Source organism: Caulobacter flavus (genome assembly GCF_003722335.1).
GTDB lineage: Bacteria > Pseudomonadota > Alphaproteobacteria > Caulobacterales > Caulobacteraceae > Caulobacter > Caulobacter flavus.
Map to the genome: position 1 here is coordinate 3,950,491 of NZ_CP026100.1, position 23,116 is coordinate 3,973,606.

Here is a 23,116-nt window from a genome sequence, read left to right on the forward strand (position 1 = left end):
GGCCCTCACTGCTCGCGGAAGCTCCTGAACAGCCGCTGCTGCAGCGGCTCCAGCAGGTACTGCAGCGCCGTGCGCTTGCGCAGCGGCGCCACGACCTCGACCGGCAGGCCGGCCTTCAGGGCGGGCGGTTCGCGGCCCGGCTGCTTGAGCGCCGCCAGTTCCTCCGGCGGCACGGCGACCTCGGCGCGGAAATAGCGCGCACCGGTCTTGTCGTCGGTGAAGCCGTCGGCCGACAGCTTGGTCACCGTGCCCTGCAGCAGCGGCAGATGCCGATCGTGGAACGCGGTCAGCCGCACGTCTGCGGACTGGCCGACATGGACGTCGTCGGCGTCGTTGGGCGAAACCCGGGCCTCGATGACCAATGGGGCGCGCTGCGGCACGATCTCCATCAGCGTGTCGCCGGGCGCGGCGACGCCGCCCACGGTGAACACCTTCAGGCCCACGACCTGGCCCGAGGCCGGGGCGCGCACCATGCCGCGCGACAGCTGGTCGCGCGCGGCGGCCAGCCTGGGCTTGAGGTCGTTGAGCTCGATCTCCGACTGGCGCAGGTCGGCGATCACCTCGTCCATGTGCTCGCGGTCGCCCTGCAGGGCCTGCATGCGGGTCTCGCCGATGCCTTCGCGGGCGCTGGCGGCCTGGGCGCGATAGGCGCCGTCGGCGCCCACGAGGTCGGCCGCGGCCCGTTCCAGCGCCCTCACCCGCGTCAGCGGCGCATAGCCCTGGGCGGCCAGCTTGCGCATGCCTTCCAGCTCCTCGCCGATCAGCCGCTGCTGCTCGCGATTGGCGGCGAGCTGGCGGTTGTAGCCATTGATCTGTTCGGCCAGCTGGCTGGCGCGTTCGCCCAGCACCCCGCGCCTTGAGGCCAGCGCCGCGCGCTGGGCCGCCAGCTGGCGGCGCTCCAGACCCATGGCCTCGTCGGCCAGCGCCTGGTCCTCGGCCGGCAGGTTCGCGAAGGCGACCGGCGTGAGGGGCGTGTCCAGGCCGTCGCGCTCGGCGGCCAGTCGCGCCCGCCGGGCCTCGACCGCGAATACCCGGGCGGCCAGCGCCCTCTCCTGCGCGCGCACCTCCTGGACGTTGATCTCCAGCAGCACCTGGCCCTGGCGGACCTTGTCGCCCTCCTGCACGCGCAGGGCCGAGATCACCCCGCCCTCGCGGTGCTGCACGGCCTGGCGGCTGCCCGAGACAACGACGACGCCCTGCGCATAGGCACCCGCGTCGAGCGGCGCGAAGGCCGCCCAGCCGAGGAAGCCGACGAAGAACGCGCCGGCGGCGGCCAGGCCGACGCGCAGCTCCCAATGGGCGCCGTCGGCCGGTCCCTGGGCCTTGTAGGCCTCGACCGTGGCCAGGGCGCCGGGTTTGTGGACTGCGAGCGAACCGGTCATGACCTCATCCCGAAACCCGAAGATCTGAAGAAGCGTTGGCCGGGCGCGGCAGCCCCGCCACCCTCGCCTCCAGCGCCTGCAGCACCTCGCGGCGCGGACCGTAGAGGTCCATGGCGCCCTCGCGCAGCACCAGCAGCTTGTCGGCCACGCCCAGGATGTTGAGGCGATGGGCGATGACCACCAGGGCCGCTCCCCTCGCCTTCTGGGCCGCGATCGCGTGCTCCAGCGCCGTCTCGCCCTCGAAGTCGAGGTTGGAGTTTGGCTCGTCGAAGACGAACACCTGCGGGGTTCCATACAGCGCCCGGGCCAGGGCCAGGCGCTGGGCCTGGCCGGCCGACACCCCTGCCCCGCCCGGTCCCAGCGGCGTGTCGTAGGCCTGGGGCAGGCGCAGGATCATCTCGTGGGCGCCGGCCGCCGTCGCCGCCGCCACGGCCCGCTCGTCGATCTCGCGCGGGTCGCTCTCGGTGATGCTGGCGAAGCGGGCGATATTCTCCTTCACCGTGCCGGCGAACAGGCCGCAGTTCTGCGGCAGGTAGCCGATGTGAGCGGCCAGGCGCTCGGACTGCCAGTCGGCCAGGTCGGCGCCGTCGATGCGCACGCAACCCAGGTCCGGGGTCAGGGCCCCGACCAGCACCCTGGCCAGGGTGGTCTTGCCCGCGCCGCTGGGTCCGACGACGCCGATGATCTCGCCGGGATTGAGGTCGAAGGACACGCCTCGCAGGATCATGCCTGAGCCGTCGGGCGTGCGGACGCTGGCCTGCTCGGCGCGCAGCCGGCCCTTGGGTTCGGGCAGTCGGGTACGGACCGGCGCGGCCGGGGAGCGTTCGAACAGGTCGACGAGGGTCCGCAGGCCGTCGCGGGCCTGGATCACGCTCTTCCAGGCTCCGACGATCTGTTCGACGGGGGCCAGGCTGCGGCTGAGCAGGATCGAGGCGGCGATGACGCCGCCGGCCGAGATCTCGTGGCGCACCGCCAGCCAGGCGCCGGCTCCCAGCGCCAGCGACTGCAGGGTCAGCCGCAGGAAGCGGATCAGGCCGGTATAGATCCCGCCGGTGAACTGGGCGTCGGCCTGCAGCCCGACGGCGGCGCGTCGCTCGAGCAGCTGGCGCACGATCAGCGGTTCGCGCATGCCCAGCGCCTTGACCAGACCGCCATGGCTGGCGATCGCCTCCTGCGAGGCGTAGGCCTGGGCGGAGGCTTCGTTGAGGGCCTCCAGCTTGGCGCGGGTGGCCTGCTCGTTGAGGATGGCCAGGATCAGCAGGGCGCCCGCCCCGATCACCGAGATCACGCCCAGGATCGGGTGCAGCACGAAGCAGAGGGCCAGATAGATGGGGGTCCAGGGCGCATCGAGCATCGCCGTCGCGGCGGGGCCCGAAACGACGTTCCGGAAGCTGTCGAACTCGCGCATGGCCTGGCGCCGGCGCGGTCCGGCGTCGGGGCCGAGACCGCCGGTCAGCCGGGTCAGCACCTCGGGCGCCAGCAGGCGGTCGAGACGCAGGCCCAGCCGCACCAGGATGCGCTGGCGAAGGCTGTCCAGCACAGCCAGGGTGGCCAGGGCGAGGACGACCGCCATCGTCAGGAAAGCAAGCGACAGGAGCCCGCTTGTCGGCAGGACCCTGTCGTAGATCTGCAGCATGTAGAGGGTCGGCGCCAGGTACAGGATGTTGACCAAGGCGCTGAAGCCGGCGGCGATCAGCAGATGCCGCCGGCAGGTTCCGAAAGCCTCGGCCAGGGGCTCGGGAAGGACGCGCCGTCCCGAGCCTTGGACCCTGCCCGCGCCGCCCCGCCCGCTCATGCGAGGACGTCCTCGTGGTAGCGGGTCAGCATGGAGACGAACAGCTTGTCGTCTCCGTCTCCGGCGAAGGTGAAGCCGCTGATCGTGCCATTGTTGTTGTAGTCGTCGAGCGCGGTGTGCAGCGCCGCGCCAGAGCCTTGCCAGGCGGCGCTGCTCTGCTTCACGGCCGGGCCGTTGAAGTCGGCGATGCCGTCATGGTTGGCGTCGGCGTACTGCTGCAGCCAGTCGATCGCCTGGTTCATCTTGGCCGCGGGACTGTTCGGATCGAGCGGATCGCCCGAACTGTTGCCGGCCTCGAAGTTCAGCCAGGCGGCGATGACGTCGCGACCCAGGACGTAGCGGGCGTCCTGCGAGGGCTTCTGCGAGGCGTCGATCACCTTCAGCGCCAGGGCCAGCGACATCTGCAGGGTGTCTTCGCCGGCGTCGGTGATCCCGTTGCCGTTGTCGTCGCCCAGCAGGATGTAGCGTTCCTCCTTGTTGCTGTTGCCCGGGTCGGGGCCGTCGACGATGCCGTTGTTGTAGGCCAGCAGCTCTCCGTCGGGGAAATCAGGGCCGGACTTGGTCTCGTTGCCCACCGTACCGTCCCAGAAGGTCAGGCCGTTGGGCGAGAGCCAGAAGCCTGGCGTCCGCACGCCGACCGTGTCGATCAGGCCGTAGTAGTAGGCCAGGTCGTGGTCGCTGGCCGTGCCGCCGGAATAGCTGCCCGAAGCGGTGGCGTCGTTGACGTGCTGGCCGGCGGTCCAGGGCGCGGAGATCTGGAATTCGGTGCTCGCGCCGACCGCCAGGGTCCCGACATCACGCGCCGTGCCCGCCGCCGCGCCGTTCAGGTCGAACACCGTGTCGGTGACCGACGCATTGGTCAGGGTCACGTTGCCGGTATTGGCGACCACGAACTTGAACATGATGTTGGCGCCGGAAGTGGCGATCGGCCCCATGGGGTCGTCCGCGTCGTTCCAGGTCGCGCCGCCGTCGATCGAGACGTACTTCTCGATGTCGATGGCGGCCCGTTGCGCGACGGGCACGCTGGCGTCGTCGGTGTCCGGCCCGGTCTGGTTGGAGTCGGCCGTGGCCGTGTTCTCCAGCTGGCCGTCGCCGCCGCCGTTGGAGTCGAGCTCGGCCTGGGTCACGGTGTGCTTGGCCGTGTAGCCCCAGGTCTCGCCCACCTCGAGCAGGCCGTCGTTGTCGCCCACGACGTCAGCGCCGCGAACGATCGAGCCGGCGTCGGCATAGGGGTCCGTCACCGTCACGCCGTCCAGCGTGGTGTTGCCGGTGTTGGCGACGGTGATGACGTAGCTGATCTGTTCGCCGGCCGCGTCGGCCGTGCCTCCGGGGACGGTGGCGTCCTTGGTGATGTTGAGGCTGGGCCGGCGATCGACGGGCACGCTGGCGTCGTCGGTGTCGGGTCCGGTCTGGTTGGAGTCGGCGGTGGCGGTGTTCTCCAGGGCGCCGTCGCCGCCGCCGTTGGAGTCGATCTCGGCCTGGGTCACGGTGTGCTTGGCGGTGTAGCCCCAGGTTTCACCGACCTCGAGCAGGCCGTCATTGTCGCCCACGACGTCAGCGCCACGAACGATCGAGCCGGCGTCGGCATAGGGGTCGGTGACGGTCACGCCGTCCAGCGTGGTGTTGCCGGTGTTGGCGACGGTGATGACGTAGCTGATCTGCTCGCCGGCCGCGTCGGCCGTACCGCCGGGGACGGTGGCGTCCTTGGTGATGTTCAGGCTGGGCCGGCGATCGACCGGGACGCTGGCGTCGTCGGTGTCAGGGCCGGTCTGGTTGGAGTCGGCGGTGGCGGTGTTCTCCAGGGCGCCGTCGCCGCCGCCATTGGAGTCGATCTCGGCCTGGGTCACGGTGTGCTTGGCCGTGTAGCCCCAGGTCTCGCCCACTTCGAGCAGGCCGTCATTGTCGCCCACCACATCGGCGCCGCGAACGATCGAGCCGGCGTCGGCATAGGGGTCCGTCACCGTCACGCCGTCCAGCGTGGTGTTGCCGGTATTGGCGACGGTGATGACGTAGCTGATCTGCTCGCCGGCCGCGTCGGCCGTGCCTCCAGGGACGCTGGCGTCCTTGGTGATGTTGAGGCTGGCCCGTTGCGCGACGGGCACGCTGGCGTCGTCGGTGTCTGGGCCAGTCTGGTTGGAATCGGCCGTGGCGGTGTTCTCCAGCTGGCCGTCGCCGCCGCCGTTGGAGTCGAGCTCGGCCTGGGTGACCGTGTGCTTTGCCGTGTAGCCCCAGGTCTCGCCGACTTCGAGCAGGCCGTCATTGTCGCCCACAACGTCGGCGCCCCGGACAATCGAGCCGGCATCGGCATAGGGGTCCGTCACCGTCACGCCGTCCAGTGTGGTGTTGCCGGTGTTGGCGACGGTGATGACGTAGCTGATCTGTTCGCCGGCCGCGTCGGCCGTACCGCCGGGGACGGTGGCGTCCTTGGTGATGTTGAGGCTGGGCCGGCGATCGACGGGCACGCTGGCGTCGTCGGTGTCGGGTCCGGTCTGGTTGGAGTCGGCGGTGGCGGTGTTCTCCAGGGCGCCGTCGCCGCCGCCGTTGGAGTCGATCTCGGCCTGGGTCACGGTGTGCTTGGCGGTGTAGCCCCAGGTTTCACCCACTTCGAGCAGGCCGTCGTTGTCGCCCACGACGTCAGCGCCGCGAACGATCGAGCCTGCGTCGGCATAGGGGTCGGTGACGGTGACGCCGTCGAGCATCACGTTGCCAGTGTTGGCCACGGTGATCACGTAGCTGATCTGTTCACCCGCGGCGTCTGCCGTGCCTCCAGGGACAGTGGCGTCCTTGGTGATGTTCAGGGCCGGGTTGCGGGTCAGGGTCACGGTCTCGGGATCGCTGTCCGAAACGCTGATGCCGCTGGCCGACGAGCCCGTGGCCGTGCCGGTGTTGGTGTAGCCGCCGGCTTCGATCTCGGCCTGGCTGAACACGTGCAGCAGGCTGCCTGTGGCCGAGGCGCCGACCGCGAGGTCGTCGGCCTGGCCGTCGCCGTCCTGGTCGGTCAGGCCGGCCAGGGTGATCGGAAGGTCGTCGGCTGTGTTCCCCGGCGTGCCGTTGTCATCCATGAGGGTGACGTTCAGCAGCTTGATCGTGCCGGTGTTGGTGACCGTGAAGTTGAAGACCTGGGTGTCGCCCGCGTCGTCGCCGTTGCCATCGCCGTCGGTTCGCGTTCCGGCCGTCTTGACCACGTCGACATGGGGCGGGATCGGCTGGTTGCCGATCTGGACGTTGTAGGTGGTGGGCTCGGCCAGGGTGACGGTCTCGAAGGCGCCCGTGGTCTGGGTCCAGCCTTCCTGCAGCACCTCGTCGACCTGTACCGTGCCCAGCGACAGCGGCAGGCCGCCGATCTGGAACGTGCCGTCGGCCTTGGTCACCGTCGAGCGTTCGCCGGCGTCGAGCACGCCGTTCTTGTTCTCGTCGACGAAGATCGTCCAGCCGCCGAGGCCTTGCTCGCCGGCGTCCTTGACCCCGTCGCCGTCGGCGTCGAGGAACTTGACGCCGCTGATGATGGCGGCCTTCTCGGTGTTGAACTCCTCGAAGCCGTCGTCGGCGCCGTAGGTCGTGCCCGGCCGCCCGAACTCGGCATAGACCGTGATGTAGGCGGTGCTCAGGTCGGCGGCCCCGAACAGCGAGACCGGCACGTAGAAGATGTAGTCGTCATTGCCGCTGCCCGACGAGTGGGCGTCCATCAGCAGCGTCTTGTCGCCCCCGGCGTCCAGATCGAAGACCTTGGTGAAGTCGGCGTCCAGTTCTTGCGTGCCGGAGATGTAGTCCGCGCCCGTGGCGGGGGCCGACGAATAGTAGATCTTCATCGCGTTCAGCGCGGTGAAGGGGTTCTCGTTGGTCTCGTTGAGGTCCAGCCGGAACTCCAGATACTGCACGCCGTTGATCAGCCGGATGGGGATCTGGTTGAACGTCAGGCTGCTGGTCTTGGCGGCGTTGGTGTTGAGCACGCCGCTGGCGTCGGTGTTGAAGCCGTTCTCGTTGCCGTCGTTGTCGCCTATGGCGAGGAACGGATCATAGTTGCCGGTGCCCGAACCGATCGCGTCGCCGCGTGTGATGACCACGCCGTTTACGGTCGTCGAACTGCCTGGTGCGGTGATGTCTATGTCGGCCATGACTTGCTCCCGAGCGCTCCGCGCGCGTGCCCTCCGGGCTCGTCCGCGCGATCCAAACGAAGGCCTCGATCACAACGTCGACGGGGGAGACGGATGCCGGGTCCGAGGTCGGCGTCGGAGGCGTGCGCGCGGATCCGTGACGTTCGCGACCGTCTGCCGGGGTGCGGCTTTCGCCTTCCCGTGATCGGTCGAAGACATTCGTGGAGCACGCGCCGCCTACGCGAAGCGAAACAGCGGCTAGCGATCTGCCGAGTTCAGCTTCACGTCAATAACTCGGCCTTAGCAATGACAAGTCGTCATGCAGGATTGATTAGTTGGAATGTTTCGACGCGTGCCTCGATTTCACGCTACGAAATATCGTTTTTGTATTTACTATGCTTTCGTCAAGGTGGAGCGGCCTGAAAACTCGCCAGGGTCAGAAACGGCCGCGCAGGGTCAGGCGAACCACCCTGCCCGTGGCGTCCTGGTCGTCGCGACCGTAACCGGGCGCGGGGCGGCCGTCGCCCAGTCGGGCCTTGGGTCGCGCATCCAGCAGGTTCTCGATTTCCAGGCCCAGGCGCAGGCCCGAAATGCGTGGAGGCGCAGCCCCGGGCTGGGCGGCCGTGGCGGGTCTGGCCCCAGGCCGGGCGAGCATGTAGCCCAGCTTGAGGTCGATCCGGGTGAAGTCTTCGACCAGCAGGTCGCTTGGCCCGTCGGCGCCGGTGTCGCGACGCGTGCGGTAGGCTTGGCGCCACCGCGCGCTGGCGTTCAGCGTCCATTTGTCGCGGCGGGCGTCCAGCGTCCCGGACACCTCGTTGCGCGGTGAACCGCCGCCGTCGCCGGCCAGGTGGTCCATGACGGGATAACCCGCGCGGATCAGCGTCGACTTCTTCAGCTGCAGCGTGTGGTTCAGCGACGCCCTGAGGCTGGTCGTGCCGGACAAGGGCGTCTTGCCGCCGAACGGGACGGCGAAGGTCAGGCCCGAGGCCAGGGTGTCGGATCGCGACGAGAGCAGGTTTATCGAGCGCTGGTCGATGCCGACCAATCGCCCCTCGGCGTCCCTCTGGAAGCGCTCGGGAAAGGCGGCTTCGACGGCCGGGGTCACGGCCGGCAGGCTGCTGACGCCGTCGCGGGTGTCGGAGGTCCGGTAGTTGACGTTCGCCGCCAGCCGCCACGGCGTGACGGGCCCGGCCGAAAGGCTGAGCGAGAACCGCTCGGCGGTCTGGCCCTTGAGGGCGGGATTGCCGCCATACAGCGGCAGGACCTCGACCGACTGTCCGGTGGCGAAGTCGAACACGACGATCGGGTCGCCGTAGAAGGGCGCGTCGAACAGCTGCTGGTCCGAGGGCGCGTCGTAGGACCGCGCCCACGAGCCGTTCAGCCGCAGCAGCTTGATCGGCGACCAGGACAGTGCGCCGGTCAGGCCCTCCCCTCCGCCCGACCCGCTCTGCCGGCGCAGATTGCCGCTGAGGCTAAGCGAGGCGCTGCCCAGATTGACGGGACCGGCTTCCTCGCCCGGCTGCGGGGCGCGGAGCAGCGGGATCGTCAGTCCGCCGCGCACGTCGGCGTTCTCGGCGCTGCGTTCCGTGGTCGCCCCCTCGACGGTGGTGGACGAGGAGGTGCGCGAGACGCGGCCGCTGAGGTCCATGGTCATCCGGCCGGCGGGCAGCGTCAGCAAGGGCCGGTCGGCCGACAGGTTGAGCGCGATCGTCCGGTTGTCCGACTCGCGGTCGCTCAGCCCCTCCTGGCGGCTGCGCGACAGCTGACCGTCCAGCCCGGCCCGCACCGACCAGCCCTTGATCTGGCCGTTCGCGCCGGCGCTGGCGCTCAGGCCGCGCTGCTGTCCGCGCTGGCGAGCCAGGACGTCGTCCCGGCGGGACACCGACTCGTCGCGCTGGGCCCGGCCGCTGGCGCTGAACGCCGCCTGCCAGTCGCCCAGCCGCCGGTTGACCGACATGTTGGCCGTCACCGACGTGCTCTGCGGCCTGAGCGTGGCGCCCTGGGCCTCGGAGTTGTCGCGCAGGTAGTCGGGACGTTCGTCGGCGCGCAGCGAGGTGTCGTGGGTCAGCCGGCCGCCCATCTGGCTGGTGTTCTCGTTGGCGATCGCCGAGCGGCGGGCGTCGAGCATGGCGGTGGAGCGTCCTCCCGCCGTGGAACCGGCCAGCATCGCCTGGCCGTCGCGACTCTGGAACTCGCGCTTGAGGACGATGTTGACGACCCGGCGGCCGGGGTCGGCGCCGTAAAGTCCCGCGGCCTGTTCGGGCAGCAGCTCGACGCGCGACAGGGCGTCCGGCGGAAAGGTCATGTAGTCGCCGGCGTTCTGCACCCGGCGGCCGTTGATAATCACCACGGGCGGATCGGCCAGGCCGTAGGCCGAGCTGATGCGGTCCAGCGCCTCGCCGATGTCGTAGGCGCCCAGGGCCTCGATCTCTTCGGGGGTGAGCTCGGTCTCCGGCGGGGTCTTGGCCGCGCCCCGGCGGGCCACAACCTCGACCCCGGACAGCCGCACCGTCGCGTCGTCCTCCTCCTCGGCCGCGACCGTCGCCGCGGCGGCGGCCTGCGGCGCGGCCGGAGCCTCGCCCCCGGCGACAGCGGACATGAGAAGCAGCCAGTACATCGGGGCCATCCAGCCGCATCACAGCCGGCAGTTGCAAGGCCTGTTATGTACTTTTTTGTAAATAAAAGCGCTGCCGTGGCGCGCGCCTCAGCTGATCCTGCGCTTCTCCAGCTTCCGGGCCAGGGTGCGGCGATGCATGCCGAGGCGCCGCGCGGTCTCGGAGATGTTGAAGTCGGTCTCGACCAGGGTCTGGTGGATCCGCTCCCATTCCAGGTTCTTGATCGAGGTGGCGCGCTCGCCGATGACCGCCCCGGCGTCGCCCTCGCGCTTGTCGAAGGCGGCCTCGATGTCGTCGGTGTTCGACGGCTTGGCCAGGTAGTGGCAGGCGCCCAGCTTGATCGCCTCAACCGCCGTGGCGATGCTGGCGAAGCCGGTCAGCACCACGATCAACATTTCCGGGTCGCGGGCGATCAGCGCCTGAACGCAGGTCAGGCCCGACTCGCCGGCCAGCTTCAGGTCGACCACGGCATAGCGCGGCGTGAAGGTTTCCAGCGCCGCCAGCGCCTCGTCCAGACCGTGGACGTGCACGACCTGGTAACCCCGCCGCTCGAACGACTTCTTGAGCGTGGCGGCGAACTTCTCGTCGTCCTCGACGATGATCAGCTTGCGCTCAACGGGCATGACGCCTCCCGATCTGTAGCGACGCTAAGGGCAGGCTCAGGACCACGCGCGCGCCGCCCTCGGGACGGTTGGCCGCGGCGACCTCGCCGCCCAGCTTGCGCAGCACGTTGACCACCAGGAAGAGGCCAAGGCCTCCCCCCGCCCTGCCCTTGGTCGAATTGTAGGGCGTGCCGAGGTTCTCCAGGGTCTCGGCGGTGAAGCCGGGTCCCTGGTCCTCGACCGTGACGACGATCCAGCCGTCGGCGACGTGGGCGCTCATCCGCACCGCGTGGGGCGAGGCGTCGCGCGCGTTGTCCAGGACGTTGTGGATCACCTGCTTGAGGGTGGACTCCGCGACGATCGGGACGACGCCCGACAGGTCGGGCGCATAGGTCAGCGCCTCGCCGTCGCGGGTGGCCCGCCACTCGTCGACCACCTCGTCGAGGAAGGCGCGCAGGGTGCTGGCGCGCACCTCGTTGCTGCGGGCCTCGCCGGCCGACAGCAGCACGCCGGTGACGATGTCCTTGCAGCGCTTGACCTCGCCGCGCATGTCCTCGAGCTCCTGGGCCAGCTCCGGATGCTTGGCGAACACCTTCATGCGTCGCCAGTCGCCCAGGATCACGTCCAGCGTGGCCAGCGGCGTGCCCAGTTCGTGCGCGGCGCCGGAGGCCAGCAGGCCCATGCGCACGATGTGGGTCTCTTCCGCCGCCCGCTGGCGCAGCTCGGCCAGGTGGGCGTCGTGGCGGCGCAGGTTGCTGTTGATGCGCGAGACGAAGGTCACCAGCAGCACGGCGTCCAGCACCACGCCCATCATCATGCCCATGATGAACAGGCCGAAGAACGCCTGGTCGCTCAGCCCCGTGGCGATCACCGGACGGTTGGCGGCCACCAGCAGCAGGAAGCAGAAGCTGGTCAGGAACACGATCGCCCAGGTCGCCCAGACCTCGAGCAGCACCACGCCCAGGATTACGTGCAGCAGATAGAGGGTCGTGAACGGATTGGTCGCCCCGCCGCTGAAATAGAGCTGGGCCGTCAGGGCCAGGGAATCGAGCGCCAGCGCCAGGAACAGGTCGTAGGGGCCGATCGGTCTGGCGCTCTTCAGGCGCAGCAGGTTGAACAGGTTCAGCACCACCAGCGCCGCCAGCACCAGCATCATCGCCGCCAGCGGCAGGTGGAAGCCCAGGCTGAAATGCACCGCCAGGATCGTGACCACCTGGCCGACCACGGCGATCCAGCGCAGGTGGATCAGCTGCAGCATGTTCTGGCGGGCGATAGCGTCGGCGGGGCCGGTCGCGTTGTCGGCGGCCCGCGCTCCCGAAAGCCAGCCCGACATGCCGGCGATCAGGATGCGGGCGGTCGGCGTCATGGGGTCTCTTTAACCCGGTTCCCGCGCGCGTCGAGCAGAACATAGACCGCCGCCCCGCCGGCCAGCAGCGCCAGGCCGAACCAGGTCAGCATGTAGACCAGGTGGCTGTTGGGGAACTTCACGACCGTGAGGCCGCCGATCGGCCAGCCGCCGGGATTGGCCGCAGCGTCGGCGTCGACGAAATAGGGCGCCAGGTTCGAAAGCCCCCTCGCCTGCCCGATGGCGGCGACGTCGCGCGAGTACCAGCGGTTCTCGGCCGGGGCGTTGGTTCGCAGGAAGCCGCCGCGCGGCTCGGTCAGGCGCAGCAGGCCGACCACGGAGACCGGGCCCTCGGCCTGGGCGGCCAGGCGCGCGCCGGGCGCGCGGCGCTCGGCCGAGACGAAGCCGCGGTTGACGAGGACGGTGAAGCCCTGGTCGGTGCTGAAGGGGGTCATGACCCAGAAACCGGGGCCTTCGGTCGTCACGGCCTGGACCAGGGTCTCGCGGTCGTGGAGGAAGCGTCCCGTCAGGCGCAGCCGGCGATAGCCGTCGCTGGCCTGCGAGATCCCCGCCCAGCGGCCTGGACCAGGCGGCGGGGCGGGTTCTGCGTGGATGCGCTGCTCGACCCGGGCGATCAGGTCGAGCTTCTGGGCCCTGCGCTGGACCTGCCAGCCGCCGAGCGCCAGGAAGATCGCCGTGAAGGCCAGGCAGAGCCCGACCAGGGCGATCGTCCGGGCGGCTCGGCCGCCGGACTTCGTCACGGAACTTCCCGCATGTCGTGCGGCATCGGCGCCATCATGTGGGTGTCGAGGTTGTGCATCACCCACAGCGAACCGGCCAGGGTGATGACCACCACGATGAGGGTGAACACCAGGGCCAGCATGGTCCAGCCGCCTTCCGAACGCGAGTTCATGTGAAGGAAGTAGATCATGTGGACGATGACCTGGATCGCGGCCAGGCCCATGACCGCCACGGCGGTCATCTGGTGGGTCGGCAGCACGTCGGCCATGACCAGCCAGAACGGGATGGCGGTGAGGATCACCGCCAGCACGAAGCCGATCACGTAGTCCTTCAGCGTGCCGTGGGCGCCGCCATCTTCGTGGCCGTGCCCATGGTCGTCATGCGCGTGGTGCGCGTCGTGGCTGGCCGCGCTCATTTCAGGACTCCGAGCAGGTAGACGAACGAGAAGACGCCGATCCAGATGACGTCGAGGAAGTGCCAGAACATCGACAGGCACATCAGGCGACGCTTCATCTCGACGCCCAGGCCGCGCTTGGCGACCTGGACCATGAGCGTGACGAGCCAGATGGTGCCGAAGGTCACGTGCAGCCCGTGGGTGCCGACGAGCACGAAGAACGACGACAGGAAGGCGCTGCGCTGCGGACCGGCGCCCTCATGGATGAGGTGGTTGAACTCGTACAGTTCCAGCGACAGGAAGCCGAGGCCGAGAAGCCCCGTGACCGCCAGCCAGGCCAGGGTCGGCTTCACCTTCTTGGCCTGGGCCGAGATCATGGCGAAGCCGTAGGTGATCGACGAGAACAGCAGCAGCGCGGTGTTGACCGCCACGATGGGCAGATCGAACAGATCCGCCCCCGAGGGGCCGGCCGCGTAGTTGCGGCCGAGCACGGCGTAGCAGGCGAAGAGGACCGCGAAGATCAGGCAGTCGCTCATCAGGTAGATCCAGAACCCCAGCAGGGTCCCGTTCTCCGGATGGTGGTCCTCGGTGAGGTAGAAGCGGTCCTTGTCCGCTTCGTTCAGGGCTTGGGCGTGGGCCATGGGTTACGCGAGGCTCCGCAGGGCTTCGGTGCGGGCGTCCTCGATGCGGACGACCTCCTCGGCCGGAATGTAGTAGTCACGCTTGAAGTTGAAGGTGTGGATGATCGCCGAGGCCACGAGGGCCACGAACGAGATCACCGCCAGCCACCAGATCTGCCAGATCATCGCGAAGCCGACGACCACCGAGATCCCGGCCAGGACGACGCCCGCGCCGGTGTTCTTCGGCATGTGGATCGGGATGAACCCGGTCGTCGGACGCACGTAGCCGCGCTGCTTCATGTCATGCCAGGCGTCGATCTCGTGTATGACCGGCGTGAACGCGAAGTTGTAGGCCGGCGGCGGCGACGAGGTCGACCACTCCAGCGTACGGCCGCCCCAGGGGTCGCCCGTCTTGTCGGCGTACTGCTCGCGCTTCATGAAGCCGACGACCATCTGCATGATGAACGAGATGATGCCGATCAGGATCAGCACGGCGCCGAAGGCCGAGATCACGAACCAGATCTGCAGGCTGTGATCCTCGAAGTGGCTGACGCGACGCGTCACCCCCATCAGGCCCAGCACGTAGAGCGGCATGAAGGCGAAGAAGAAGCCGATCTGCCAGAACCAGAACGACATCTTGCCCCAGAACGGATCCAGCTTGAAGCCGAAGGCTTTCGGGAACCAGTACACGATGCCGGCGAACATGCCGAACACCACGCCGCCGATGATGACGTTGTGGAAGTGGGCGATCAGGAACAGCGAGTTGTGCAGGACGAAGTCGGCGGGCGGGACGGCCAGCAGGACGCCGGTCATGCCGCCGATCACGAAGGTGACCATGAAGCCCACGGTCCACAGCATCGGCACTTCGAAGCGGATGCGGCCGCGGTACATCGTGAACAGCCAGTTGAAGATCTTCGCCCCTGTCGGGATCGAGATGATCATCGTCGTGATCCCGAAGAACGAGTTCACGCTGGCGCCCGAGCCCATGGTGAAGAAGTGGTGCAGCCACACCAGGTACGACAGGATGGTGATGACGACGGTCGCGTAGACCATCGAGCTGTAGCCGAACAGGCGCTTGCTGGAGAAGGTGGAGACGACTTCCGAGAACACGCCGAAGGCCGGCAGCACCAGGATGTAGACCTCGGGGTGACCCCAGATCCAGATGAGGTTCACGTACATCATCGGGTTGCCGCCGAAGTCGTTCGTGAAGAAGTTGGTGCCAAGGTAGCGGTCGGAGGACAGCAGGGCCAGGACGGCGGTCAGGATCGGGAAGCTGGCGACGATCAGGACGTTGCTGCACAGCGAGGTCCAGGTGAACACCGGCATCTTCATCAGGCTCATGCCCGGGGCGCGCATCTTCACGATCGTGACGATCAGGTTGATGCCCGACAGCGTGGTGCCGACGCCCGCGATCTGCAGTGACCAGATGTAGTAGTCGACCCCTACGTCTGGACTGTACGCCAATCCCGACAGCGGCGGATAGGCCAGCCAGCCGGTGCGGGCGAACTCGCCGACGAACAGCGACAGCATCACCGTCACCGCGCCGCCAACCGTCATCCAGAAGCTGAAGTTGTTCAGGAACGGGAAGGCCACGTCGCGGGCGCCGATCTGCAGCGGCACGACGAGGTTCATCAGGCCGGTGATCAGCGGCATCGCCACGAAGAAGATCATGATCACGCCGTGGGCGGTGAAGACCTGGTCGTAGTGGTGCGGCGGCAGGTAGCCGGCGGCGTCGCCGAAGGCGATGGCCTGCTGGGCCCGCATCATCAGGGCGTCGGCGAAGCCGCGCAGAAGCATCACGATGGCCAGGATGATGTACATCACCCCGATCTTCTTGTGGTCGACGCTGGTCAGCCACTCACGCCACAGGTAGCCCCAGACCTTGAAGTAGGTCAGCAGCGCCAGCATCGTGATCCCGCCCAGCGCGACGACCGAGAAGGTGCCGAGCAGGATGGGTTCGTGAAGGGGAATGGCGTCCCATGTGAGACGGCCGAAGATCGTTTTTACGAGGTCCGGGGACATGAATGATCTCTAGGCTTGATCAGCGCGCTTCGGCGGGCGCGGACTTGGGGGCGCAGAGCGCGGCGATGAACGAGCGGATGCCGCCCTCCCCGCGCCGGGTCCGCTTGTCGTATTCGAGCGTGGTGACGTTGTAGACGCCGGCCATGCCCAGGCCGCCCGACTTGTCGATGGCCATCATGTCGTGCTGGCACATCTTGCCCGGCTCGACGCAGCGGTTGACGGCCTTGTCGAACAGGCCGGCCTCGACCGAGGCGAAGCGCTGGGGCGGAACCTTCTCGCTCGGCTTCTCGAGCACCAGGTAGCGCGGGCCGTCGAGACGGTCGGCGCCCTTGCGCACGTCGGTCGCCCACTTGTCGAAGTCCGCGCGGCTCATGCCGTGGAACTTGAAGCGCATGTGCGAGAAGCCCTCGCCGCTGTAGTTGGCCGAGAAGCCGTCGTAGACGCCGGGCTTGTTGATCACGGCGTGAAGCTTCGTGCGCATGCCGGGCATAGCGTAGATCTGGCCGGCCAGGGCCGGGACGTAGAACGAGTTCATCACCGACGACGCGGTCAGGTCGAAGTCGATCGGGGTGTCGACCGGCGCGGCCAGTTCGTTGACCGTGGCGATGCCCAGTTCGGGGTAGATGAACATCCACTTCCAGTCGAGCGCGACGACCTGCACCTTCAGCGGCTTGACGCCTTCGGCGCTGCGGCCCGGCGCGATCCGGTCCAGCGGGCGGTACGGGTCCAGCAGGTGGGTGCTGGTCCAGGTCACCGCGCCCAGGATCATGATGATCACCAGCGGGGCGGCCCAGATCACGATCTCGAGCTTGGTCGAGTGGTGCCAGTCCGGATCGTACTTGGCCGCCTTGTTCGACTGCCGGTACTTCCAGGCGAAGAACAGGGTGAGGATGATGACCGGCACGATGATGATCAGCATCAGCACGGTCGACAGGATGATCAGGTCGCGCTGCTGCGCGGCGATATCACCCGACGGATTCATCACCACCCAGTCGCAGCCGCTCAGCAGGAGCAGCACGGGCAACAGGGCGAGCTTCTTCAAGGAACTCGGTGTCATGAGGGACCTGGACTACGGACGTTGGCGGCGCCGTTAAGCCAGTCCGCCAGTGCGTGACATTGGACCATTTGTCCTAGGGGCAGCCTTAGCACACGAAGCCGTGTTCTCCGAGCGGAGCCGAAGAGGCCTCAAGACGTTTGCCAGAAAGGGGCAGTTGGTCCCATGCTCGGACTCAAGACCGTCGAAAAGGCGGCTTGAAAAGAGTTTGGGACGAAAACAACAGGAACAAGGCGCGTAGCTGCATGAACCAGGATTTCGCAATTCCGACGTCATCGGGCCTAGAGCGTGACGCACGGCGATTGCATGCCGATCACAAGGGGGTGCGCCCCAGCGAGATCGCCATCGGCGTGATCATCGGGCGGACCTCGGAATTCTTCGACTTTTTCGTCTACGCCATCGCTTCGGTGCTGGTGTTCCCGCAGCTCTTCTTCCCGTTCGTCGACCGGCTCACGGGCGTGCTGTGCTCGTTCGCCATCTTCTCGCTGGCCTTCGTGGCGCGCCCGATTGGCTCGGCGATCTTCGGGGCCATCGACCGCAACTACGGTCGCGGCGTGAAGCTGACCATCGCCCTCTTCCTGCTGGGCGGATCGACCGCGGCCATCAGCTTCCTGCCGGGCTACGCCACGGCGGGCGTGCTCTCGATCTGGGCGCTGGCGGCCTTCCGCATCGGCCAGGGCCTGGCGCTGGCCGGCGCCTGGGACGGCATGGCCTCGCTGCTGGCGCTGAACGCGCCCGAGAAGAAGCGCGGCTGGTACGCCATGATCCCGCAGCTGGGCGCGCCGTTCGGCTTCATGCTGGCCAGCGGCCTCTTCGCCTACTTCGTCGCCAGCCTGGGCTCGGCCGACTTCCTCGACTGGGGCTGGCGCTATCCGTTCTTCGCGGCCTTCGCCATCAACGTCGTGGCCCTGTTCGCCCGCCTACGCATCGTCGCCACCGAGGAGTTCGGCAAGCTGTTCGAGAAGGGCCAGCTCAGCCCCGTGCCGATCACCAGCCTGCTGAAGGCCCAGGGCGGCAACGTGCTGATCGGCGCCTTCGCGCCGCTGGCCACCTTCGCCATGTTCCACCTCGTCACCGTCTTCCCGCTGTCGTGGGTCAGCCTGCACGACGACGGCGGCGAGGCGCTGAACTTCCTGCGCATCGAACTGGCCGGCGCCCTGGTCGGCGTGGTTGGGATCATGGCCTCGGGCTGGATCGCCGACCGCATCAGCCGCCAGAACCAGCTGGCCCTGTCGGCCGTGCTGATCGGCGTGTTCAGCCTGGCCGCGCCCTGGCTGCTCGATGCGGGCAGCGTCGGCCAGACGGTCTACGTCGTCGCCGGCTTCGCGATCCTGGGCCTGTCGTTCGGCCAGGCCTCGGGCGCGGTCAGCTCAGGCTTCCTGCGCAAGTACCGCTACACCGGCTCGGCCGTGGTGTCCGACCTGTCCTGGCTGGTCGGCGCGGGCTTCGCGCCGCTGGCCGCCCTGGCGCTGGCCAGCTTCTGGGGGCTGCCGGCCATCGGCCTCTACCTGGCCTCGGGCGCGGTGGCGACCCTGATCGCGCTCAGCCTAGATCGCCGTCGCCGCATCCACGCCAAGGCCAAGACCGGCGCCTGATACGAAAACGGCCTGCCCGCGTCGCCGTCAGGCGACGCGGGTCCAGACCTGGGTCTTGCAGAGGAAGTTGCCCAGCACGCAGCCCTTGGCCCGCAGCTTGCCGGCGTCCAGCACAAGCACCCGGCCCGAGAACGTCATGTTGACGTCCGGCGCGAAGACCTTGCCGCGCCACTCGCCCTTGTCGCCGGGCGTGAAGTCCCTCAGCAGCTGACGTCCCAGCAGTTCCCCGCCCGACCCCTTGCGAGCGTCGGTGCGCGCCTCGTCGTTGGCCCAGACCACGTAGCCGCAGACCTCCGGTCCGCACGGCTTGATCTCGACGTGGACGCTGTCCTTGGGATTGCGCCAGACGCCGTAGATGCCGTCCGTGGCGGGCGGCGCCTGGGCCCCGGCCAGGCCGGGAACGACCGTCGCCGCCGCCAGGGCCAGTCCGGCGCAAACGCGAGGCCACGCCCCTGCCCCTCTTCGCTCTGAAAACGACATCACCCGCCTCCCCGACAGCGACCCTGGCGACGACGGTCGCCATGTGGTGGGCCGGAAGGTCCGCCGCCGCCAGGGCCGCGTCAAGTCGGGCGAGCGTGTCAGAAGTTCAGCGTGCCCCAGAAGGTGCAGGCGTTGGGCGTGCCGGGCAGCGTGGCCGGAGCGGTCGACGGGATCACCAGCGAGGACGAGGTCAGGCCGTTCGAGGTGAAGCTGCCCGAGCAGGATCCGAGGATCGTGGTCGCTGACACGCCGGAGACGTTGATGGTCCCCGGACCCGTGATGGTGGCGTTCCAAGGAAAGCCGGATGGCGTCACCAGCCATCCGCACTGCCAGTTACCGGCGGAGAACGAGCCGCCGGTGACCACCGCCGTGGCCCCGCTGGGCGCGACGATCGCGTAGAGCGTGACGCTGCAGGCGACGTCGGTCGTCTGGCGCATGTGCAGCGTGCCGGTGACCACCACCTGGGCGTCGGCGCGGTCGGGGACGGCGGCGACGCCGGCAAGGGCCAGTACGGTTAACGCCAGGCCATGTTTCAGCATGATGAGCCTCCAAGGAAGGCCGCCACAGCCGATGGCCGAAAGCGGCCTGTTCCGGAAAAAGAAACGCCGGGGGCCCGAAGGCCCCCGGCGAGACGAGGGGAAAGGATTGGATCCAGTCCCGCGGCTCTTACGAGACCGTCAGCGAGGGGCTGCTGGTCAGGGTGCCGGTGATCGAGCAGGTGCCCGGCGAGCCCGGGATGGTGGCGCCCGAGAAGGTCACGCCGCCGCTCCAGTTGGTGGTGATCGAGCCCGCGCAGTTGCCCAGGATCGAGTTGGCGCCGATGCCGCTGATGGTGATCGACGAACCGCCGTTGAGCGTGACGCTCCAGGGGAAGCTGCTGGGGGTGACCAGCCAGCCGCACTGCCAGTCGCCAGCGGCGAACGAACCGCCGGTGATCGAGGCGCTGGAGCCGTCCGAAGCGGTCGTGCCGGTCAGGGTCACGGCGCATTCGACGGTGGTCGACTGGCTCATGGTCAGGTCGCCGCTGAGGGTGAAGCCCGTGCCGGCCGGGGTGATCGTGGCGGCCGAGGCGGAGCCAGCGGCGGCGAGACCGGCGGCGGCCAGGATGGCGGCGGCGAGAACGGAAGTGCTCTTCAACATGACGTCTCCTCCTACGTTTTTTTCTTCAACCCCTCATCGAGGTCGAGCCACATGCAACTATCAATCGTGTAAGGAGTCAAACAGAAAAATGCATAAAATTCAGACACTTAACGCGCATAAACGACAGCGATCGGCGCCGCCTCCCGGCAGCGTCGAAAAGGTCGCCGCCCCGGTTTCCCGAGGCGGCGAGTCACCGAGGGCGCGCTAGAAGCGCTTGGAAACGCTGACCGCGACGAGGCGCGGATCGAGCGTGAAGACGTTGGCGGTCAGGCCCGTGTCGTCGCTGTTGGTGAAGGAGTCGGTAATCGGCGTCTTGTCGAACAGGTTCTTGACGTAGGCCTGGATGACGAGGCCGTCGGCCGGGCGTTCGAGCGTCGCCGAGATGTTGAAGTTGTCCCACGACTTCAGGCGGTCGTAGGTGGTGTTGTAGACGCGGGCGTAGCTGGAGCCCTGATAGTAGTAGTCGCCGCGCAGGGTCAGCGCCCAGTCGTCCTTGTGGAAGGTGTATTGGGCGCCGATGTTGGCGGTCCAGTTCGGGGCGTTTGGCAGCTCGTTGCCGCTCAGGTCGGCCTCGAAACCGCGCCCGCCGTTGGGCGCCTCGGTCAGCGGGTTGTAGGTGAACCCGAAGAACTGGGGCAGGTACAGCGGCAGCTGCGAGGGGAACTGCGGATTGAACGAGCCTGTCCGCAGCGAGCCGCCGCAGAGCGCCTGCAGGCCCAGCATCGTCTGTTCCTGAGGCTTGCCGGCGGCGAGGATCCTCTCCACGTAGCGCGTCGGCGCGATACAGTTCGACGGCACCTGCAGCCAGGGCCGCAGAACGGTCCACTCCGCGTTGCCCTGGGTGCGGTCCATCACGTCGATGGACTTCTCGCCCTTGCCGATCTTGGTGTTGAGATAGCCGAGATTGGCGTCGACGCGGAACTCGCGGGTCGGCTTGAACACCGCCTCGAACTCCAGGCCCCAGGTGCGGGAGTCGAAGTTCTCGTTCAGCGAGATGCGGTCGACGATCTGCGAGACCTGGTAGTCGGTGTAGTCGTAGTAGAACCCGGTGGCGTTCAGGCGCAGCTTGCCGCCCGCCAGGGTGTTCTTGGCCCCGATCTCGAAGGCGTTGACGTATTCGGGCGCGAAGGTCTCGGCCAGCGGCTGGTACTGGATGACCGCCGGGTTGATGTCGACCCTCGGCGGGTTGGCGCCGCCGCCCTTGTAGCCGCGCGAGAACGAGGCGTAGACCATCGTCTCGTCGGTGAAGCTGACGGTCGGCTTCCAGTCGACCACCAGGCGGCCCGTGAGGGCGTCCCACTGCTGGTCGATGTCCGGCAGCGCCGGATAGCCCCGGCTGACATAGCCGCCCGACGACGGACCCGGATTGCCCCGGTCGGCGCCCAGCAGCAGCTGGCTCGGATAGGGCGTGCTGACCTTGCGGTCGTCGGTGTAGCGCAGGCCCGCGGTCACGCGCCAGGTGGGCGAAAGGTCGTAATAGGCCTCGCCGAACACGCCCCACGAGCGGGTGTGGATCACGTTCTTGCTGCGGAAGTAGTTGTGGCCGTCGCCCGCCAGCTGATCCAGCGGCGTGGGGTCGACGTAGATGCATTCCTTGGTGGTCTGGGGCGTGCAGAGCTGAGTACGCCGCCCCATGTTCGTCACGCCCGGCACGGTCAGGTCGTTGTAGTAGTACTCGGCCAGGAACGTGAACAGGTTGTTGAAGACGAAGTAGTCGTCGTTCGACTTGAAGTCGATGTAGTTGCCGCCGAGGCTGAAGTTGAACCGACCCTCGTAGCTCGACTGCAGGCGAAGCTCCTGCGTCCACTGACGGTTGTCGGAGCGCGACAGGTCGGCCGAGACCATCCGGTTGGAACGGCCCAGCTGCGGATCGGTGTAGTAGCCGCCGGGCGTGGGTGTGTTCGGATTGATGATCGGCTGGTTCAGGGCGTTGAACAGGCCGTCCGAGTTGCTGAAGATCGGGTTCGAGACGAAGCGGTTGTAGTCCTGCGACGAGTAATAGTCGTCCTTGGCGTAGGCCGTCTGCGAGATGAGCTTCAGGTTGTCGTTCAGGTCGAATTCCATGTTGAACTGGAAGACGTCGTTCTTCACCCGGAAGATCGGATCGTAGCTGGTGGCGATCTCGCGCAGGTCCCGCGACTGGGTCAGGCCCGCATAGGGGTCGGTGCCCAGCGGCACGGCGTTCACCGTCTGGCCCGCGGCGTTGCGGCCGTAGGACAGCGACGCCAGGAAGACGTGGGCGAAGGCCCCGCCGTTGGGCACGCCGTAGGCGGCATCGTCATAGAGCGACCCGGGCAGGCAGCCCTGGCTAAGGCGATTGCGGACCAGTTGCGAGGTGATGTTCACGTTGCCGATCTTGGTGGGGCCAGGATCGTTGGTGCACAGCTGCTTGCCGGTGCGCGAGCGCTGGTCGTCCTCCTCGAAGTGCTCCCAGATGAAATTGGTGCGGAAGCGGCTGGTCGGCTCCCAAGCCGCCGACAGGCGCGTCGACCACAGGTCGCGGTTGTTGACCTTGGTCTCGTTGAAGGTGTTGTAGTCGAAGCCGTCGCGCTGGGTGGCCGAGCCGGCCAGGCGCAGGGCGAAGGTCTCGCCGACGGGCACGTTGATCACGGCCTGCATGCGACGGCTGTCGTAGTTGCCGACCTCGCCCTTGACGAAGCCCTCGAAATCCCGGCCCGGCAGGTTCGGGATCATGTTGACGACGCCGCCGGTGGCGTTGCGGCCATAGAGCGTGCCCTGCGGCCCGCGCAGCACCTCCACGCGCTGTACGTCCAGGTACTCCTGCTCGAACAGGCGGTTGCGGATCAGCGGCGTGGAGTTGAAGCTGACAGCCACGGCGGGGTCGCTGCTGGCCGAGATCGCCTTGGTCCCGACCCCGCGGATCGAGAAGTTGTACATGCTGAAGTTGGCCTTCGAGAACGACACGTTGGGCACCGCCCGCATCAGTTCCGAACCGCCCTCGATCTTCAGCTCGTTCAGGCTTTCCGACGACAGCGCCGACACGGCGATCGGCACGTCCTGGATCGATTCCGAACGCTTCTGGGCCGTGACGATGATGTCCTCGACCTGCGTCACTTCCTGCGCGAAAGCCTGGCCCGCCCCGGCGGCGAGCGCGAAAATCGACGCGGTTACAGCCAGACGCGCGCGAACGCGGGCCGATGAAGCCATGCCCTATCCTCCCCTACCTCGACCCAGCTCTCCGTCCAGGCCGAAAAAACGTTTCCCCCGCCCCAATCA

Annotated in this window: 16 protein-coding genes; 1 reads left to right on the plus strand and 15 read right to left on the minus strand. The window is 67.9% G+C overall.

Annotation, left to right across the window (positions count from 1 at the left end):
* Nucleotides 1-5 precede the first annotated feature (5 nt).
* The 11 genes from C1707_RS18040 to cyoA form a co-directional block, all read right to left on the minus strand.
* Nucleotides 6-1,382, minus strand: coding sequence for an HlyD family type I secretion periplasmic adaptor subunit (locus C1707_RS18040; RefSeq protein ID WP_101713054.1), 1,377 nt, complete (start codon nucleotides 1,380-1,382; stop codon nucleotides 6-8).
* A 4-nt stretch (nucleotides 1,383-1,386) separates the two neighbouring features.
* Nucleotides 1,387-3,177: a type I secretion system permease/ATPase gene (locus C1707_RS18045; protein WP_101713055.1), complete on the minus strand. Its 1,791-nt coding sequence runs from the start codon at nucleotides 3,175-3,177 to the stop codon at nucleotides 1,387-1,389.
* Nucleotides 3,174-7,292 carry a beta strand repeat-containing protein gene (locus C1707_RS18050; protein WP_123170774.1) on the minus strand — a complete coding sequence of 1,373 codons (4,119 nt, stop codon included), beginning with the start codon at nucleotides 7,290-7,292 and terminating at the stop codon, nucleotides 3,174-3,176. The genes C1707_RS18045 and C1707_RS18050 overlap by 4 nt, the downstream gene beginning before the upstream one ends.
* A gap of 415 nt (nucleotides 7,293-7,707) precedes the next feature.
* On the minus strand, nucleotides 7,708-9,870 hold the full coding sequence (locus C1707_RS26230; protein WP_164467386.1) for a TonB-dependent receptor domain-containing protein: 2,163 nt from the start codon (nucleotides 9,868-9,870) through the stop codon (nucleotides 7,708-7,710).
* A gap of 105 nt (nucleotides 9,871-9,975) precedes the next feature.
* Nucleotides 9,976-10,509 carry a response regulator transcription factor gene (locus C1707_RS18060; protein ID WP_101713059.1) on the minus strand — a complete coding sequence of 178 codons (534 nt, stop codon included), beginning with the start codon at nucleotides 10,507-10,509 and terminating at the stop codon, nucleotides 9,976-9,978.
* Nucleotides 10,499-11,854: an ATP-binding protein gene (locus C1707_RS18065; protein ID WP_101713060.1), complete on the minus strand. Its 1,356-nt coding sequence runs from the start codon at nucleotides 11,852-11,854 to the stop codon at nucleotides 10,499-10,501. The genes C1707_RS18060 and C1707_RS18065 overlap by 11 nt, the downstream gene beginning before the upstream one ends.
* Nucleotides 11,851-12,594 carry an SURF1 family protein gene (locus tag C1707_RS18070; RefSeq protein ID WP_101713061.1) on the minus strand — a complete coding sequence of 248 codons (744 nt, stop codon included), beginning with the start codon at nucleotides 12,592-12,594 and terminating at the stop codon, nucleotides 11,851-11,853. The genes C1707_RS18065 and C1707_RS18070 overlap by 4 nt, the downstream gene beginning before the upstream one ends.
* Nucleotides 12,591-12,989, minus strand: coding sequence for a cytochrome o ubiquinol oxidase subunit IV (cyoD, locus tag C1707_RS18075; RefSeq protein WP_101713062.1), 399 nt, complete (start codon nucleotides 12,987-12,989; stop codon nucleotides 12,591-12,593). Before cyoD ends, C1707_RS18070 begins: the two co-directional genes overlap by 4 nt.
* On the minus strand, nucleotides 12,986-13,609 hold the full coding sequence (gene cyoC, locus C1707_RS18080; RefSeq protein WP_101713063.1) for a cytochrome o ubiquinol oxidase subunit III: 624 nt from the start codon (nucleotides 13,607-13,609) through the stop codon (nucleotides 12,986-12,988). The genes cyoD and cyoC overlap by 4 nt, the downstream gene beginning before the upstream one ends.
* Before the next feature lie 3 nt (nucleotides 13,610-13,612).
* Nucleotides 13,613-15,610, minus strand: a complete 1,998-nt coding sequence (gene cyoB / locus C1707_RS18085) for a cytochrome o ubiquinol oxidase subunit I (protein ID WP_101713064.1) — start codon at nucleotides 15,608-15,610, stop codon at nucleotides 13,613-13,615.
* 19 nt (nucleotides 15,611-15,629) lie between these two features.
* A complete protein-coding gene (gene cyoA, locus C1707_RS18090) occupies nucleotides 15,630-16,667 on the minus strand; it encodes a ubiquinol oxidase subunit II (protein WP_101713065.1) in 1,038 nt (345 codons plus the stop codon).
* A 242-nt stretch (nucleotides 16,668-16,909) separates the two neighbouring features.
* Between cyoA and C1707_RS18095 the strand changes: the two genes are divergently transcribed.
* Nucleotides 16,910-18,259, plus strand: coding sequence for an MFS transporter (locus tag C1707_RS18095; protein WP_101713066.1), 1,350 nt, complete (start codon nucleotides 16,910-16,912; stop codon nucleotides 18,257-18,259).
* A gap of 27 nt (nucleotides 18,260-18,286) precedes the next feature.
* Here C1707_RS18095 and C1707_RS18100 read toward each other — a convergent pair whose 3' ends face one another.
* The 4 genes from C1707_RS18100 to C1707_RS18115 all read right to left on the minus strand — a co-directional run bounded on the left by C1707_RS18100 (nucleotide 18,287) and on the right by C1707_RS18115 (nucleotide 23,047).
* Nucleotides 18,287-18,739 carry a DUF2147 domain-containing protein gene (locus tag C1707_RS18100; RefSeq protein WP_101713067.1) on the minus strand — a complete coding sequence of 151 codons (453 nt, stop codon included), beginning with the start codon at nucleotides 18,737-18,739 and terminating at the stop codon, nucleotides 18,287-18,289.
* Between the two features lie 98 nt (nucleotides 18,740-18,837).
* Nucleotides 18,838-19,278, minus strand: coding sequence for a protein activator of alkane oxidation PraB (locus C1707_RS18105; protein ID WP_101713068.1), 441 nt, complete (start codon nucleotides 19,276-19,278; stop codon nucleotides 18,838-18,840).
* 127 nt (nucleotides 19,279-19,405) lie between these two features.
* Nucleotides 19,406-19,879, minus strand: coding sequence for a protein activator of alkane oxidation PraB (locus C1707_RS18110; RefSeq protein WP_101713069.1), 474 nt, complete (start codon nucleotides 19,877-19,879; stop codon nucleotides 19,406-19,408).
* A 204-nt stretch (nucleotides 19,880-20,083) separates the two neighbouring features.
* Nucleotides 20,084-23,047, minus strand: a complete 2,964-nt coding sequence (locus C1707_RS18115) for a TonB-dependent receptor (RefSeq protein ID WP_101713070.1) — start codon at nucleotides 23,045-23,047, stop codon at nucleotides 20,084-20,086.
* Nucleotides 23,048-23,116 lie beyond the last annotated feature (69 nt).

Excerpts from the sequence above, each read along its gene's own strand:
- cyoB (WP_101713064.1), bottom strand. The coding sequence starts at position 15,610 with ATGTCCCCGGACCTCGTAAAAACGATCTTCGGCCGTCTCACATGGGAC.
- cyoA (WP_101713065.1), bottom strand. The coding sequence starts at position 16,667 with ATGACACCGAGTTCCTTGAAGAAGCTCGCCCTGTTGCCCGTGCTGCTC.
- cyoD (WP_101713062.1), bottom strand. The coding sequence starts at position 12,989 with ATGAGCGCGGCCAGCCACGACGCGCACCACGCGCATGACGACCATGGG.
- C1707_RS18045 (WP_101713055.1), bottom strand. The coding sequence starts at position 3,177 with ATGAGCGGGCGGGGCGGCGCGGGCAGGGTCCAAGGCTCGGGACGGCGC.
- C1707_RS18065 (WP_101713060.1), bottom strand. The coding sequence starts at position 11,854 with ATGACGCCGACCGCCCGCATCCTGATCGCCGGCATGTCGGGCTGGCTT.
- C1707_RS26230 (WP_164467386.1), bottom strand. The coding sequence starts at position 9,870 with ATGTCCGCTGTCGCCGGGGGCGAGGCTCCGGCCGCGCCGCAGGCCGCC.
- C1707_RS18115 (WP_101713070.1), bottom strand. The coding sequence starts at position 23,047 with ATGGCTTCATCGGCCCGCGTTCGCGCGCGTCTGGCTGTAACCGCGTCG.
- C1707_RS18060 (WP_101713059.1), bottom strand. The coding sequence starts at position 10,509 with ATGCCCGTTGAGCGCAAGCTGATCATCGTCGAGGACGACGAGAAGTTC.
- cyoC (WP_101713063.1), bottom strand. The coding sequence starts at position 13,609 with ATGGCCCACGCCCAAGCCCTGAACGAAGCGGACAAGGACCGCTTCTAC.
- C1707_RS18105 (WP_101713068.1), bottom strand. The coding sequence starts at position 19,278 with ATGCTGAAACATGGCCTGGCGTTAACCGTACTGGCCCTTGCCGGCGTC.
- C1707_RS18095 (WP_101713066.1), top strand. The coding sequence starts at position 16,910 with ATGAACCAGGATTTCGCAATTCCGACGTCATCGGGCCTAGAGCGTGAC.
- C1707_RS18110 (WP_101713069.1), bottom strand. The coding sequence starts at position 19,879 with ATGTTGAAGAGCACTTCCGTTCTCGCCGCCGCCATCCTGGCCGCCGCC.
- C1707_RS18050 (WP_123170774.1), bottom strand. The coding sequence starts at position 7,292 with ATGGCCGACATAGACATCACCGCACCAGGCAGTTCGACGACCGTAAAC.
- C1707_RS18040 (WP_101713054.1), bottom strand. The coding sequence starts at position 1,382 with ATGACCGGTTCGCTCGCAGTCCACAAACCCGGCGCCCTGGCCACGGTC.
- C1707_RS18100 (WP_101713067.1), bottom strand. The coding sequence starts at position 18,739 with ATGTCGTTTTCAGAGCGAAGAGGGGCAGGGGCGTGGCCTCGCGTTTGC.